Origin of the sequence: Aurantimonas marianensis, from assembly GCF_024195285.1 — a bacterium.
In the GTDB taxonomy this organism is placed as follows: Bacteria; Pseudomonadota; Alphaproteobacteria; order Rhizobiales; family Rhizobiaceae; genus Aurantimonas; species Aurantimonas marianensis.
This window is the reverse complement of the sequence record NZ_JALHBS010000081.1, coordinates 88,683-103,888: the sequence shown is the minus strand read 5'-3', so window position 1 is coordinate 103,888 and position 15,206 is coordinate 88,683. Positions and strand designations below refer to the sequence as shown.

Annotated in this window: 11 protein-coding genes and 1 pseudogene; 9 read left to right on the top strand and 3 right to left on the bottom strand. The window is 65.4% G+C overall.

Annotated elements, in window-relative coordinates; genetic code table 11:
* The first annotated feature begins 401 nt into the window (after positions 1-401).
* The 6 genes and pseudogenes from polA (at position 402) to MJ956_RS13370 (ending at position 7,784) form a co-directional block, all read left to right on the top strand.
* A complete protein-coding gene (gene polA, locus MJ956_RS13395; protein WP_253964970.1) occupies positions 402-3,326 on the top strand; it encodes a DNA polymerase I in 2,925 nt (974 codons plus the stop codon).
* On the top strand, positions 3,323-4,048 hold the full coding sequence (gene pyrF / locus MJ956_RS13390) for an orotidine-5'-phosphate decarboxylase (RefSeq protein WP_256477871.1): 726 nt from the start codon (positions 3,323-3,325) through the stop codon (positions 4,046-4,048). Before polA ends, pyrF begins: the two co-directional genes overlap by 4 nt.
* A gap of 60 nt (positions 4,049-4,108) precedes the next feature.
* A complete protein-coding gene (locus MJ956_RS13385) occupies positions 4,109-4,402 on the top strand; it encodes a DUF1330 domain-containing protein (protein WP_253964946.1) in 294 nt (97 codons plus the stop codon).
* Positions 4,403-4,516: 114 nt separating this feature from the next.
* Positions 4,517-5,035 carry a hypothetical protein gene (locus MJ956_RS13380; protein WP_253964945.1) on the top strand — a complete coding sequence of 173 codons (519 nt, stop codon included), beginning with the start codon at positions 4,517-4,519 and terminating at the stop codon, positions 5,033-5,035.
* Positions 5,036-5,131: 96 nt separating this feature from the next.
* A pseudogene (locus MJ956_RS19015) lies at positions 5,132-6,358 on the top strand (polyhydroxyalkanoate depolymerase); the annotation flags it as partial.
* Between the two features lie 1,078 nt (positions 6,359-7,436).
* Positions 7,437-7,784: a hypothetical protein gene (locus MJ956_RS13370; protein ID WP_206455193.1), complete on the top strand. Its 348-nt coding sequence runs from the start codon at positions 7,437-7,439 to the stop codon at positions 7,782-7,784.
* A 118-nt stretch (positions 7,785-7,902) separates the two neighbouring features.
* Here MJ956_RS13370 and MJ956_RS13365 read toward each other — a convergent pair whose 3' ends face one another.
* Positions 7,903-10,074 (bottom strand): malate synthase G, encoded by a 2,172-nt coding sequence (locus tag MJ956_RS13365; RefSeq protein WP_253964943.1) that lies wholly within the window; start codon positions 10,072-10,074, stop codon positions 7,903-7,905.
* A 200-nt stretch (positions 10,075-10,274) separates the two neighbouring features.
* Between MJ956_RS13365 and MJ956_RS13360 the strand changes: the two genes are divergently transcribed.
* Entirely contained in the window at positions 10,275-11,225 is a 951-nt protein-coding gene (locus tag MJ956_RS13360; protein ID WP_253964942.1) for a TAXI family TRAP transporter solute-binding subunit, read from the top strand.
* 122 nt (positions 11,226-11,347) lie between these two features.
* Here MJ956_RS13360 and MJ956_RS13355 read toward each other — a convergent pair whose 3' ends face one another.
* Together MJ956_RS13355 and MJ956_RS13350 are read right to left on the bottom strand one after the other, a co-directional pair.
* Entirely contained in the window at positions 11,348-12,532 is a 1,185-nt protein-coding gene (locus MJ956_RS13355; protein WP_253964941.1) for a CaiB/BaiF CoA transferase family protein, read from the bottom strand.
* Positions 12,533-12,537: 5 nt separating this feature from the next.
* A complete protein-coding gene (locus MJ956_RS13350; RefSeq protein WP_253964940.1) occupies positions 12,538-13,509 on the bottom strand; it encodes a hydroxymethylglutaryl-CoA lyase in 972 nt (323 codons plus the stop codon).
* 269 nt (positions 13,510-13,778) lie between these two features.
* Here MJ956_RS13350 and MJ956_RS13345 point away from each other — a divergent pair, with 269 nt between their 5' ends.
* Entirely contained in the window at positions 13,779-14,753 is a 975-nt protein-coding gene (locus MJ956_RS13345) for a Bug family tripartite tricarboxylate transporter substrate binding protein (RefSeq protein WP_253964939.1), read from the top strand.
* Positions 14,754-14,760: 7 nt separating this feature from the next.
* On the top strand, positions 14,761-15,201 hold the full coding sequence (locus tag MJ956_RS13340) for a tripartite tricarboxylate transporter TctB family protein (RefSeq protein WP_253964938.1): 441 nt from the start codon (positions 14,761-14,763) through the stop codon (positions 15,199-15,201).
* Positions 15,202-15,206 lie beyond the last annotated feature (5 nt).

The following is a 15,206-nucleotide window of genomic DNA, read 5'->3' as shown; positions in this document are numbered from 1 at the left end:
GAGCCGCCGCGGCCTGGAGGGGGATACACCGCAACGACTCTCTCGCTTCTATCGAACGAGGGCCCTGGAGAGGGGGAAGAGGGCCGCATCGCTCTCAATTCGGCTTAAGCGGGGGACGTGCTTCGGCCGAACGCGACGCCTTGAGGCATCGCCTAAGCTAAAATGCGACTCGGGTGGAAATAAATCAAGGGAGCGCATCCGCGCGCGCGTCACATACCCGTGATGGGAAGCTTAATTCGCGGTAATAAACAGGGCGCGGTCGCACAATGCAAGCGGCAGATTTCTTGCGGCCAGCAATCCTCCCGCCGCGCGATCTTGGTCGTCCGTCCGGCCGACGCTCCAACGCACGCCCCGGCGCCTGAGCGATGGACTTGGGGCGGGCGCCAAGCTATCTCCGGCGCATGCAAAAGGGCGATCACCTCGTCCTCGTCGACGGCTCGGCCTACATCTTCAGGGCCTATCACGCGCTGCCGCCGCTGACCCGCAAATCCGACGGCCTCCCGGTCGGCGCGGTCTCCGGCTTCTGCAACATGCTGTGGAAGCTGGTCGAGGAATCGCGCGACACCTCGGTCGGCGTCGCGCCGACCCATTTCGCGGTGATCTTCGACCATTCCTCGACGACCTTCCGCAACGAGCTCTACGACCAGTACAAGGCCAATCGCGAGGCGCCGCCGGAAGACCTTGTGCCGCAGTTCTCGCTGATCCGCGAGGCGGTGCGGGCTTTCGACCTGCCCTGCATCGAGAAGGAGGGCTTCGAGGCCGACGATCTGATCGCGACCTATACGCGCCACGCGCTTGAAGCGGGCGGCGATGTCACCATCGTGTCGTCGGACAAGGATCTGATGCAGCTCGTCGGGCCGTGCGTCATCCTCTACGACCAGATGAAGGACAAGCGCCTCGGGCCGGAGGAGGTGAAGGAGAAATTCGGCGTCTATCCGGACAAGATGATCGAGTTGCAGGCGCTGGTCGGCGACACCTCGGACAACGTGCCTGGCGTGCCGGGCATCGGCCCCAAGACGGCGGCGCAGCTGCTCGAGGAATATGGCGACCTCGAAACGTTGTTGGCGCGGGCGCCGGAGATCAAGCAGACCAAGCGGCGCGAGAACCTGATCGCATTCGCCGAACAGGCGCGGCTGTCGCGGCAGCTGGTGACGCTCGATTGCGCCACGCCGCTCGACACACCGCTGGACGATCTGTTCATTCACGAGCCGGACGGCGAGAAGCTGATCGCTTTCCTCAAGGCGATGGAATTCACCACGCTGACCCGGCGCGTCGCCGCCCGGCTCGACACCAACGCCGCCGAAGTGGAAACCGCCGACATCACCGTCGAAGGCCCGGTCCGCGGGCCCGACCGCGACCCCGCCCCGCCCGCCGAGCCGCATGGCCACGGCGAGGCCCTGCTGCCCTTCACCCCCGCCGGGCTCGTCGAGAGCCGCAAGGCGGCGGCGGCGGCCACGTTCGATCGCTCGGCCTATGTGACCATCCGTGACGCCGCGACGCTTCAAGCCTGGATGTCGGAAGCGCGCGAGGCCGGGGTCATGGCCTTCGACACCGAGACCAGTTCGCTGTCGGCGATGAATTGCGATCTTGTCGGCGTTTCCTTCGCCACCCGTGCGGGCCGCGCCGCCTATCTGCCGCTCGGCCATGTCTCTCCCGCCGGCGCGGCGGATCTTCTATCCGAGGGAACCGTCGAAGACGAGATCGGCCCGCAGCTGCCGCTCGATGACGCGCTGGCGATCCTTAAACCGCCGCTCGAAGACGCGTCGATCCTGAAGATCGGCCAGAACTTCAAATACGACTATCTCGTCCTACTCCAGCACGGGATCGCGGTCGAACCCTTCGACGACACCATGCTGATCTCCTATGCCCTCGATGCCTCGGCCTCGCTCGACGGGCACGGCATGGACGAATTGTCGGAACGTTTCCTCGGCCACAAGCCTGTCTCCTACAAGGAGCTTTGCGGCTCGGGAAAGAGCGCGAAGGCGATCGCCGCCTGCCCGATCGACAAGGTCACCGAATACGCCGCCGAGGACGCCGACGTGACACTGCGTCTCTGGCATGTCCTGAAGCCGCGCCTCGTCGCCGAGGGTCTCGCCTCGGTCTATGAGCGGCTGGAGCGGCCACTGGTGCCAGTGCTGGCGCGCATGGAACAACGCGGCATCAAGACCGACCGGCAGATCCTGTCGCGGCTGTCGGGCCGTTTTGCCCAGAAGCAGGCGGGGCTCGAATCCGAGATCGCCGAGATGGCGGGCGAGGCGTTCAATCCCGGCTCGCCCAAGCAGCTCGGCGAAATCCTGTTCGGCAAACTGAGCCTGCCCGGCGGCAAGAAGACCAAGAGCGGGCAGTGGTCGACCGACGCCCGGGTGCTGGAGGAACTCGCGGCCGAGGGGCACGAGCTGCCGCGCCGCATCGTCGACTGGCGCCAGCTCAGCAAGCTGAAGGGCACCTACACCGACACGCTCCCAGCGCATATGGACGATGAGGGGCGCATCCACACCTCCTATGCCATGGCCTCGACGACGACGGGCCGGCTTTCCTCCTCCGAGCCGAATCTGCAGAACATCCCGGTGCGGACCGAGGAGGGCCGGGCGATCCGCACCGCCTTCGTCGCGCCCAAGGGCAAGAAGCTGGTTTCGGCCGACTACAGTCAGATCGAGCTGCGCATCCTCGCCCATATCGCCGACATTCCGCAGCTCAAGGAGGCGTTCCGCGAAGGGCTCGACATCCACGCCATGACCGCGTCGGAAATGTTCGGCCTGCCGGTCGAGGGCATGGACCCGATGGTGCGGCGGCGCGCCAAGGCGATCAATTTCGGCATCATCTACGGCATCTCGGCCTTCGGCCTCGCCAACCAGCTGTCGATCCCGCGCGAGGAGGCCGGGCTTTACATCAAGCGCTATTTCGAGCGCTTCCCGGGCATCCGCGACTACATGGACGCGACCAAGGCCTTCGCCAAGGAGCACGGCTATGTCGAGACGCTGTTCGGCCGGCGGGCGCATTACCCCGATATCAGGGGGCCGAACCCGTCCGTGCGCGCCTTCAACGAGCGCGCCGCCATCAACGCGCCGATCCAGGGCACGGCGGCCGACATCATCCGTCGCGCCATGATCCGCATGGAGCCGGCGCTCGCCGCCGCAGGCCTGTCGGCGAAAATGCTTCTGCAGGTGCATGACGAACTGATCTTCGAGGTCGAGGAGGACGAGGTCGAGGCGAGCCTGCCCGTCATCAAGCAGGTGATGGAAGGGGCGGCGCTGCCGCGCGTCGAACTCACCGTGCCGATCGAAGTGGACGCCAAGGCCGCCGACAACTGGGAGGAAGCCCATTGAGCGACGCCAATGCCAGCGACGCGGCGCGCGACAGGCTGATCGTCGGGCTCGACGTGTCGACCCGCGCCGAGGCGGAGATGATCGTCGAGACGCTCGGCGACGCCGTCTCCTGGTACAAGATCGGCTATCAACTCGCCTATGCGGGCGGGCTGCCGCTGGTCACGGAGCTTGCGAATGCCGGCAAGCGGGTGTTCCTCGACCTGAAGCTCCTCGACATTCCCAACACGGTCGCCAAGGGCGTCGACAGCGCGCTTGCGCTCGGCGCGTCGATGCTGACCATCCACGCCTATCCGCACGCCATGCGGGCCGCCGTCGACGCCGCCAAAGGTTCGGAGCTGTCGCTGCTCGGCGTCACGGTGCTGACCTCGCTCGACGACGCCGATCTGAAGGCGGCCGGCTATGCCCATGGTGTTTCGGATCTGGTGCGGATGCGGGCGGAGCAGGCACGCGACATCGGCATGGGCGGGATTGTCTCGGCAGCGCACGAGGCGGCGCCGATGCGCGCGCTGATCGGGTCTGAGATGGCGATCGTCGCGCCTGGCATCCGGCCGGCCGGGGCGCCCGCCGGCGATCAGAAACGGGTGTCGACACCGGCCGACGCGCTTGGATCAGGGGCATCGCATCTCGTCGTCGCCCGGCCGATCGTCGCGGCCGGGAACCCGCGCCAGGCCGCGGCGGCAATCCTCGACGAGATGGCGGCGGCGCTCGCCTCCAGGGCGTAAGGACGCATTGCAGCAAAGCGCCGACCGGAGGGGCCAGGCGCTGAATGGGAGCAAGGACGCATGGCTAAAGGTTACTGGATCGCACGCGTCGGCGTGCGCGACCCCGAGGGATACAAGGGCTATGTCGAGACCGCCGCGCCGGCATTCCGCGAATATGGCGCAAAGTTTCTCGCCCGTGGCGGCGAGTTCGAGGCGCTGGAAGGAACCGCGCGCGGCCGCAACGTCGTCATCGAGTTCGACAGCGTCGAGACCGCCAAGGCCTGCTACCACAGCGACCAATACCAGAAGGCCAAGGCGATCCGGCAACGCTATGCCGATGCCGACATGATCATCGTCGAGGGCTATGAGGGGTAGCGGATCGCATTGATACAAGGGCGCCGATCCGCAGGCGATGCGATGCGCGAAGCGCCCCTGGCATGAGAACAGGTGGGTGGTATGCCAAGCCGCCGCCCACCGCATGGTGTGGCGATGGCGAAGAAGCCTGGTCGTAAGGCTTTCAAGGGTCTGGCGCCGAAAGGCTACCGCATTCGCATGATGGAGCCCGGCGAGGCCGAGGCCTTGCTGGCGATCCGGCGCAAGGCACGGCCGGCGGCGCCGGCGTTGCCGGAATTCATCCGCTTCTTATTGTCGCATGAGATTTTCGTCCTCGCGTCCAAGCGCGACGGCCGACCGGTCGGTTTTGCCGCCGCGCAGGAGCACGGCGACGTCTACTGGCTTGTGGTGCACTGTATTTCAACGCCGCCGGGCGCCCCTGTCGGAGAGGCGCTGATCGCGGCTGTGACCCAAAGGGCACGCTGGTTCGGCCTTTTGACGGTTGGCATACCTGCTACTGTCGACAACCCCCGCAATGCGGCGTCCAATGAACGTGACGGATTCGTGACGGTCTCGCGTAAGGAACTTGAGGATAGACTGCCGCATCGGAAGGCGACCGGAGCGAGCGAGGTCGGTGATCTCGACACCCCGATGATATGGGTCAAATGGCTCTAATGAAGCGAATCAGCTGGAAAAATCCTCGCAACGTCACTTGATTTGTGCGTTGCAGCAAATTCTGCTAGATTCAATCGGAAGGCATGGCGGGAGTTGATGTTGTACCACTTTTACGAATGGAATCACGCGGCGCTCACTCCGCTTCGGGCCATGGCCGACGTCACCCGGCTGTTCTACCAGAACCCGCTCAATCCGCTGTCGCAGACCACGGCCGGGCGCTCCATCGCGGCGGCGGCCGAGCTGTTCGAGCGGACCACGCGGGTCTACGGCAAACCGGATTTCGGTATCGAGGAGACCTTCGTCGCCGGCCAGCGGGTTCCCGTCCAGGACCGGGTGGTCTGGGAGAAGCCCTTCGGCCGAATGCTGCATTTCGACCGGGGACTGCCCAAGCGGCACGGGCCGGACCCGCGGTTTCTTCTGGTCGCGCCGATGTCCGGCCATTACGCCACGTTGCTGCGCGGCACGGTGGAAGCGCTGCTTCCCTATGGCGAGGTCTACATGACCGACTGGACCGACGCCCGCAAGGTGCCGGTGACCGACGGTCGCTTCGACCTCGACGACTATGTCGACTATCTCATCGAGATGCTCCAGTTCCTTGGACCTGACACCCACATCATCGGCGTCTGCCAGCCGGCCGTCCCGGTGATGATGGCGGTGGCACTGATGGAAGCGGACGAGGACGATTGCACGCCCGCGACGATGACGCTGATGGGCGGTCCGATCGACACAAGGGTCAATCCCACGGCGGTCAACCAGATGGCCGAGGAAAAGGGCATCGACTGGTTCCGCGACAACGTCATCATGACCGTGCCCTTCCCGCAGCCGGGCTTCATGCGGCCGGTCTATCCCGGCTTCCTGCAGCTGACCGGCTTCATGTCGATGAACCTCGATCGGCACATGACGGCGCACAAGGAATTCTTCTGGCATATGGTGAAGGATGACGGCGACTCGGCCGACAAGCACCGCGAGTTCTACGACGAATACAACGCGGTGATGGATCTGACCGCCGAGTTCTATCTCCAGACCGTCGAGGAGGTGTTCATCAAGCACTCGCTGCCGAAAGGCGAGATGATGCATCGCGGCAAGCGGATCGACCTGACCAAGATCAGGCGCACGGCGCTCTTGACCGTCGAGGGCGAGAACGACGACATCTCCGGCGTCGGCCAGACCGAGGCGGCGCAGCGGCTTTGCTCGAATATTCCGGCCGACATGCGCGTCCATTACGTGCAGCCGAAGGTCGGTCATTACGGCGTCTTCAACGGCTCGCGCTTCCGCGCCGAGATCTGCCCGCGCATCGTCGACTTCGCCCTGACGCACGGGACGACGCACGCCAACGCGACCCAGCCGCACAAGGATGTGGCGCCGCGGCGCGAGGGCGCCGTCGCCGAACGGGAGGCAAAGGCCGAAAAGCTCGGCAAGGCCATCGTCGGCGAGTCCGAGGTCGCCGCCATGGCGGCCGCCGATGCGGCGCTTGCGGAGACGGAGCCCGCGACGAAATCCAAGGTTAGCACCGCGAAGACCCCGAAGACCAAAAGCGGGGCTGCTTCCGCCAACGGCGCGACGAGCGCGCCATTGCAAGCCAAGGCCGCTCCGGTGAAACGTGGCAAAGCCAAGCCGGCTACCAAATCGGCTCCGACCGCCAAGCCGAAAGGCGACAAGACCAAGGCTCGCGCGGCCAAGGCCAAGCTTGCCGCGAACGATTCGACGCCCAACCTGTTCGGAGCATCGACGCCGTCCAAGCCCGCTACCGAAGCTGCGCGGAGCAAGCCGGCAAATGCCGAGCCGGTCAAGGCGGCTTCCAACGCCGCGCCGAAACCCCAGCAGGACATGGCGAAGGACACCGGGACCGGGTCCGCGAGCACCGGCGCTGCGGCTACGTCGTCGACGACCAAGAGCGCGGCTCAACGCGTTTCCACATCGCGAAAGAGCGAGCCGGTGCAGCCGGCGGCCAATTCGGACGCTCCGACGACGACGGCGCGTCTCAATCGCCGTGCTCGCCGGGCCGCCAGTGCCGCCGCCAAGCCGCGAACCCGCCGGTAGTTCTGGGCGGAGCGCGTACCGCTCCCGTTAAATTCCATCCAGCGAAGCCGCTCGAGGGACGTGCCTCCGGCGGCTTTCTCATGCGCGTCAGCTGGAGCTTCATTCCGGCTGGAGGCCGAGAGAGGTCCGTTGATGCATCGCCGACCCTGGTCCCGGTAAGGCCATCTCGGACGCTGCGGCGTCGACCGTCCGCAAGTAGGATCGGAGGCCGCATGTGTGGAGGAAATACGCCGCGTCGGTGTCCGTAAGGGGGCCATATCACGGCGCCGTGATATTTATGCTCCGACGCCGGAACACTCTCGTTATCAGCGGGTTAGAGGTGGCGACAGGGACAACTCGATTCGAGAAAAAGGAACTTTCCATGTTCAAGACCACAGCACTCGCCGCCACCTTCGCGCTCGCCATGGGTGGCTCTGCCTTCGCCCAGAGCAATAGCGGCGGCGGCAACAACAGTCAGTCGGAGGGACTCGTCAATGTCACGCTGGGGGACGTGGTCGTCAGCCAGATCGCCCAGGACTTGAACGTCGATGTCTCGCAGATTCCGGTGACCGTCGAAGTGCCCGTAGGCGTCGCGGCAAATGTCTGTGACGTGACGGCCAACGTCCTGGCGTCGGACAAGAAGACCGACGAAGGCGCTACCTGCGACGCTTCTTCCTCGTCACAGGCGCTGACCCAGGTAGTGCAGAAGCAGATGAAGTCGCAGCAGTAATCGCGCTGCCAACGAAGATCGAAGGCCCGTCGCCGCGCGACGGGCCTTTTTTCCATTCAAACATCCCAGTCGAGCCGGCCAAGTTTGCGCCCCGCGCCGTCACGTCGCGATGAAAGCGTCAGGACGCCGTCTGCGCCTTCTTCTCCAGCCGGCGGCGATGCAGAACCGGCTCGGTATAGCCGGAGGGCTGTTCACGTCCCTCGAAGACCAGATCGCAGGCCGCCTTGAAGGCGATCGAGCCGTCGAAATTTTCCGCCATCGGCTGGTAGTTCGGATCGCCGGCGTTCTGCTCGTCGACCTTCCTGGCCATCTTCTTCATGGCTTCCATCACCTCGTCCCTGGAGACGACGCCGTGATGCAGCCAGTTGGCGATGTGCTGGGAGGAAATCCGGCAGGTGGCGCGGTCCTCCATCAGGCCGACATCGTTGATGTCGGGCACGGTCGAGCAGCCGACGCCCTGATCGATCCAGCGCACCACATAGCCGAGGATGCCCTGCGCGTTGTTCTCGACCTCGCCTTTCACCTGCTCCTCCGGCCAGTTGGCGCGGTTGGCCAGCGGAATGGTCAGGATGTCGGAAAGGATCGCCCGCCGGCCCTTCTGGGCGATCGCCTGCTGCCAGGCGAGCACGTCGACCTTGTGATAATGCGTCGCGTGCAGCGTTGCCGCTGTCGGACTCGGCACCCAGGCAGTGTTGGCGCCGGCCTGGGGATGGCCGATCTTCTGTGCCAGCATGTCGTGCATCCTGGCCGGCATCGCCCACATGCCCTTGCCGATCTGCGCCTTGCCCGTGAGGCCGCAGGCGAGGCCGACATCGACGTTCCAGTCCTCATAGGCCTTGATCCAGGTGCGGTCCTTCATCACCGTCTTGCGGACCATCGGACCGGCTTCCATCGAGGTGTGGATCTCGTCGCCGGTGCGATCGAGGAAGCCGGTGTTGATGAAGAACACCCGGTGCTTGGCCGCGCGGATGCACTCCTTGAGGTTGACCGTGGTGCGGCGCTCCTCGTCCATGATGCCCATCTTCAACGTGTAGCGAGGCAGGCCGAGAAGATCCTCGACGCGGCCGAAGATCTCGTCGGAGAAGGCGACCTCGTCCGGTCCGTGCATCTTCGGCTTGACGACGTAGATCGAGCCGACACGCGAATTGCGGAGGCCGCCGGTCTTCTTGAGGTCGTGCATCGCGATCATCGCGGTGATCACCGCGTCCATTATGCCCTCCGGCGCCTCGCTGCCGTCCTTGAGCCGCATGGCCGGGTTGGTCATCAGGTGGCCGACATTGCGGATCAGGAGCAGCGAACGGCCGGGCAGGGTCAGCGGCGCGCCGTCGGCGCCGACATAGTCGCGATCCGGGTTCAGCCGCCGCGTCACCGTCTCGCCGCCCTTTTCGAAGCTGTCCTCAAGGTCGCCCTTCATCAGGCCGAGCCAGTTGCGATAGACGGCGGTCTTGTCCTCCGCGTCGACCGCGGCGATCGAATCCTCGCAGTCGCAGATCGTGGTGATCGCCGATTCCATCACCATGTCGGCGACGTTCGCCGGGTCGTTCTTGCCGATGCGGCTGGTCGCATCGATGGTCACTTCCAGATGCAGACCGTTATGCTTGAACAGCAATGCCGTCGGCGCCGCCGCGTCGCCGCGATAGCCGGCGAAGGCGCCCGGGTTCTTCAGCCGCGCCTGCTTGCCACCGTTGAAGGTGGCGGCGAGCGTGCCCTCCTCGACCGAATAGGCCTTCACGTCGATATGCGAGATGCGATCGAGCGGGGCCAAGCCGTCGAGGAAGCTCTTCGCCCAGGTGACGACGCGCGCCCCTCGCGCCCGGTCGTAGCCCTTGCCCTCGGGAAGGTCGCCCATCGCGTCGGTGCCGTAGAGCGCATCGTAGAGCGAAGCCCAGCGGGCATTGGCCGCGTTCAGCGTGTAGCGGGCGTTCATCAGCGGCACGACGAGCTGCGGACCGGGGATCAACGCGATCTCCGGATCGACATTGTCGGTCTCGATGACAAAGTCCGGACCCTCCGGCACGAGATAGCCGAGATCGCTCAGGAACGCCTTGTATTCCTTCATGTCGATCGGCTTGCCGCGGCGCTCGCGGTGCCAGTCGTCGATCCTGGCCTGCATGTCCTCGCGGACCCGCAGCAACTCGCGGTTGCGCGGCGCCAGCCCGTTGAGGATGTCCGAGGTCCCTTTCCAGAAGACATCCGGCGCGATCCCGGTATCCGGCAAGGCTTCGGAGTCGATGAAAGTCTTCAGGATGGTCGCAACTTTGAGGTCGTGGACGTCGATCATGTCGGACATGCGGGTTCTCCGATATTGCGTTGCGGGAGGACATCCGACATGGCGCGCGTGAAGTCAATTCGGCGGAGGACGCAGGCACGCCACGCGCGGCGGCGCTACCCGGCGCCGAAGCCCCTGGATGGCACTGCCCTTGAGGTTTTGCCGCCGGCTGTTACAAATCGGCGATCGGGCCGCCGTGGCCCTTTTTGGGAGAACCGTTCATGAAGTTATTCAACCGTCTCGCCGCTTCGGCGCTCGTCGCGGGCCTGGCCATGGCGCCGGCCGCGGCCTCGGCCCAGCAGTTCATCAACGTGCTCACTGGTGGCACGTCCGGCGTCTACTATCCGCTGGGTGTCGCGCTGGCCAAGGTCTACGGCGACAAGATCGAGGGGGTGAAGACCCAGGTGCAGTCGACCAAGGCCTCGGTCGAAAACATCAATCTGATCGCGCAGGGTCGCGGCGAGATCGCGTTCGCGCTCGGCGACTCGGTCAAGGCCGCCGCCGAAGGCGACGCCGATGCCGGCTTCCAGCAGCCGGTGGAAAAGCTGCGCGCCATCGCCGCGATCTATCCCAACTACGTCCAGGTCGTCGCCTCCAAGGATTCCGGCATCACCGATCTGGCCGGCCTGAAGGGCAAGGCGCTGTCGGTCGGCGCACCGGCGTCGGGCACGGAACTCAACGCACGGGCGATCTTCTCGGCTGCAGACATGAGCTATGACGACCTCGGCAAGACCGAATATCTGCCCTTCGCCGAGTCGGTCGAGCTGATCAAGAACCGCCAGCTTGACGCCACGCTCCAGTCGGCCGGGCTTGGGGTTGCCTCGATCCGCGATCTCGCTTCGTCGCTGCCGATCACCGTCGTCGCGGTTCCGGCCGAGATCGCCGAGAAGCTCGGTGCGCCGTTCCAGGCGGCGGAGATTCCGGCCGGCACCTATGACGGCCAGGACGCCGCTGTGCCGACGCTGGCGATCACCAACATCCTGATCACCTCGAGCGACGTCGACGAGGAGCTGGTCTACCAGATGACCAAGCAGCTGATGGAGAATCTGCCGGAACTGGTCGCCGCTCACAATGCGGCGAAATCGATCGACCCTGCCGCGGCCGCGAAGAACCTGCCGGTCGCCCTGCATCCGGGCGCGGAGCGCTATTACAAGGAAGCTGGCCTGCTCTAAAGGCAGCCATTTGTTTCACGTGAATCGGCCGCGCATCCGAAAGGGTGCGCGGCCTTTTTTCATTCGTGCGGCTCCCATCGCCGACAGGTCGTGAAATCGTTCGGCCGGTTTCCGCGCGGCGGTCAGATTACGCCCTCGTCCCGTAGCTCGGCGATCTCGGCGGACGAATAGCCCGCCTCGGCCAGAAGCGTGTCGGTGTCGGCGCCCAGATCCGGCGCCGGGTGGCGGACGGCGCAGGGCGTGTCGGAGAGTTTGATCGGAAAGCCGGTCATTCTGACCGTGCCGTGCCCCGGATGATCGACGTCGAGGACCATTTCCTGATCCTTCACCTGCGGGTCATCGAACACCTCGGCAAGCGTCTGCACCCGGCCGCAGGGGACGCCGGCGGCGTTCAGCCGCGCGATCCAGGCATCCTGAGTGTCGTGGCGCATGGCGTCGTCGATCATCGCGTCGACCCCGGCGCGGCGCTCGACCCGCTTGGCATTGGTGTCGAAGCGCGCATCCTCCAGCATTGCCGAAAGCCCAGTCGTCTCCAGAAAACGGCGCAGGATCGGCGCGGTCGACGCGGCGACGGCTACCGGACCGTCGGACGCCTGGAACAGACCGTAGGGCGAGGCGATGGGGTGGTCGTTGCCGTTCGGCGGCGGCGTCCGCCCGGTGGCGAGCTGGGCGGCGGACAGATAGGCCAGCATCGAGATCATGCCGTTCATCATCGAGGCTTCGACCGCCTGGCCGGCGCCGTCCCGGTCGCGCACCCGCAAGGCGGCGACGATGCCGAGTGCCGTATAGAGACCGGCGATGAGATCGGTCAGCGGCGGCGCGGCGCGGATCGGACCGCTCTCCAGGGTTCCGTTCACCGCCATGAAGCCGGACATCGCCTGGGTGATGAAATCAAAGGCCGGCCGCTCGCTGTAGGGGCCGGTCGAGCCGTAGCCATTGACCGAGCCGACCACGAGCCGCGGATTGATGGCGTCGAGTCCGGCGCGGTCGAGCCCCATGGCGGCAAGGACGCCCGGCCGGAAATTCTCGACCAGCACGTCGGCCTCGGCCAGAAGCCTGCGCAGGACGGCTTTTCCCTCCGCGCGCTTCAAATCCAGCGTCATCGAGCGCTTGTTGCGGTTGAAGCTGGCGAAGTACCAGGACATGCCGTCGATGATCGCGCCCTGGCCACGCACATGATCGCCTGTCCCCGGCGTTTCGATCTTGACCACATCGGCGCCGAGATCGCCGAGGATCATCGAGCAGAACGGTCCGGAGAGAATGCGCGTCAGATCGACGACGCGGATTCCGGCGAGCGGCTGCTCCATGCCGCTCAACCCGCCGCCGTCGAGACGGCGTCGACGCCGTGCCGGGTCAGTCGCGGCCCGGCTTTCATCACCTGGCCGGGCAGTTCATGGCCGAGGACCGCCTCGGTGCGTTTGGCCACATCGATCAGCCGTTCGAGATCGACGCCGGTCTCATAACCGCTTTCCTCAAGCAGATAGACCAGGTCCTCGGTGCAGATGTTGCCAGTCGCGCCGGCGGCAAAGGGGCAGCCGCCGAGCCCGCCGATGGAGGAATCGTAACGGTAGACGCCCTCGGAAAGGCCGACCATCACATTGGCGAGACCGACGCCCCGCGTGTTGTGGAAATGCAGCGTGACCTTCATTTCAGGCACCGCTTCGCGCAGGGCCGCCAGCACCGCCCGGACGGTGGTCGGTGTCGCCATGCCGGTGGTATCACCGAGATTGAGATCGACGATGCCGAGATCGCGGTAGAAGCGCGCGATCCGCACGACGGATTGCGGCGGTACGTCGCCTTCGAAGGGGCAGCCGAAGGCGGTGGCGACGCCGCCCTGGACCCGCTTGCCGGCCGCCCTGGCGATCTCGACCACCGGCGGGAAACGGGCCAGCGTCTCGTCGATCGAGGCGTTGACGTTCTTGCGGCTGTGCGCTTCGGAGGCCGAGCAGAACAATCCCATGATGTCGAGCTGCGTTTCGGCGGCGCGCTCGGCGCCGCGGGCGTTCGGGACCAGCGCGGTCAGGATCACCCCCGGCTTCTTTTCGATGCCGGCCAGCACTTCGGCGGCGTCGGCTAGTTGCGGCACGGCGCGCGGCGAGACGAAGGAGGTCACCTGAATCTTTTTCAGGCCGGCGTCGATCAGGCCGTTGACGATCTCGATCTTGCGCTCGGTCGGTATGAAGCGCTTTTCGATCTGGAAACCGTCGCGCGGGCCGACTTCGCAGATTTCGATCACGCTGCCCGTCCGCACCGGCATGGGAAGCACATTGCCCGCTCCGGCCATCGTTCCGCTCCTGTTTCGTTTCGGATGCATTACGGTCCATAGCCGAAGCTTCGCTTCAAAGTAAATTTCCATTTGTTCATTCCGCATTGCGGAGGGGATTCTATGTGCGGTGCAGCACAAGAGGGCGGCGTTCCAGCCTTGACCCGGCATTTGCTTCGGTGCCATCCATCAACGAGGGCACGCAGTGACAGACGCCGGTGACGGCACGATCGCTTGCGGCCGACAACGGGGCGGGGGACGCAAGAACCGTCGCCAGTGGGAGGAAAGCCATGTTTTTGAGACGTTTGTTGATGGCCGCGGCCGTAGCGTCGATCGCCTTGCCGGCGGCGGCGTTCGAACCGTCGAATGTCGAGTGCATCGCGCCGGCCAATCCCGGCGGCGGCTGGGACTTCACCTGCCGGACGGTCGGCCGCTTGCTGCAGGAGGAAGGCCTGGTGCCGGGCTCCGTCCAGGTGACCAACATGCCGGGCGCCGTCGGCGCGGTGGCCTTCGCCAACGTCGCTTCCAAGCGCAATGACGATCCCAACCTGATCGTGGCGACCTCGACCGTCGGCATCACACAGATCGCCCAGGACAAGTATCCGGCCGGCATCGACCAGATGCGCTGGCTGGGCATGCTCGGCGCCGATGTCGGCACCGTGCTGGTCAACAAGGACTCCGAATACGATTCGCTGGAAGCCGTGCTCGCCGCCGTCAAGGAGGATCCGGCCGGTATCGTGGTCGGCGGCTCGTCTTCGATCGGCGGCTGGGATCATCTGCGGTTCCTGATCCTGGCGCAGGAAGCCGGCGTTCCGACCGACAAGCTGAAGGACATTCGCTGGGTCGAGTTCTCCGGCGGGGGTGACGCCGTCACCCAGCTGCTCGGCGGCCATATCGACGTCGTCCTCACCGACATCGGCGAAATCGGCGGTTTCATCCAGTCCGGCGACGCCAAGGCGCTGGCGGTCATGTCCGATGAACGGCTGCCGGCCTATCCCGACATCGCCACCGCCAAGGAACAGGGCATCGACGCCGAAGGCTACAATTGGCGCGGCTTCTACATGGGCGGCGGGGTTCCGGACGAAGCCTATGATTTCTGGGTCGAGAAGATGAAGACCCTCTACGATTCGCAAGGCTGGCAGACGGCGGCAACCGAATCGGGCCTGACTCCGATCTGGCGCGGCGGCAAGGAGTTCGACGCCTTCGTCCGCGAGTCGAAGGACAAGGCCGCCGAAATCTCGAAGGCCATCGGTGTCATCCAGTAGGGCGGCCATGAGCCTTCGTCTCAGCGACCGGATTGCCGGGGCGATTCTGCTCGCCTTCGCGATCTGGTACTGGATCGCCGCCGGCGGCTATGTCGTCGCCTACGGCGATCCCGCGGGTCCCAGCCTGTTTCCCCGCATGGTCGCGGTGCCGCTGGGGCTGTTCGCGGCGTTTCTGATCGTCAAGCCGGATCCTGATCCGATCTGGTTCCGCTGGCCGCATGTCTGGGGCCAGATCGCCATGCTGGCGATCCTCGTCATCTATCCCTTCGCCATCGAACCGACCGGTTTCCCGCTATCGACCAGCATTGCCGCGGCGCTGTTGGCTCGAATTCTTGGCGGAACATGGCTTCAATCCGTTCTGACCGGACTGGTGATCGGCTTCGGCCTGTTCGTACTGTTCGACACGATTTTTGGACTGCCGCTGCCAGCCGGGCCGATCTTCGGTTAGCGGAC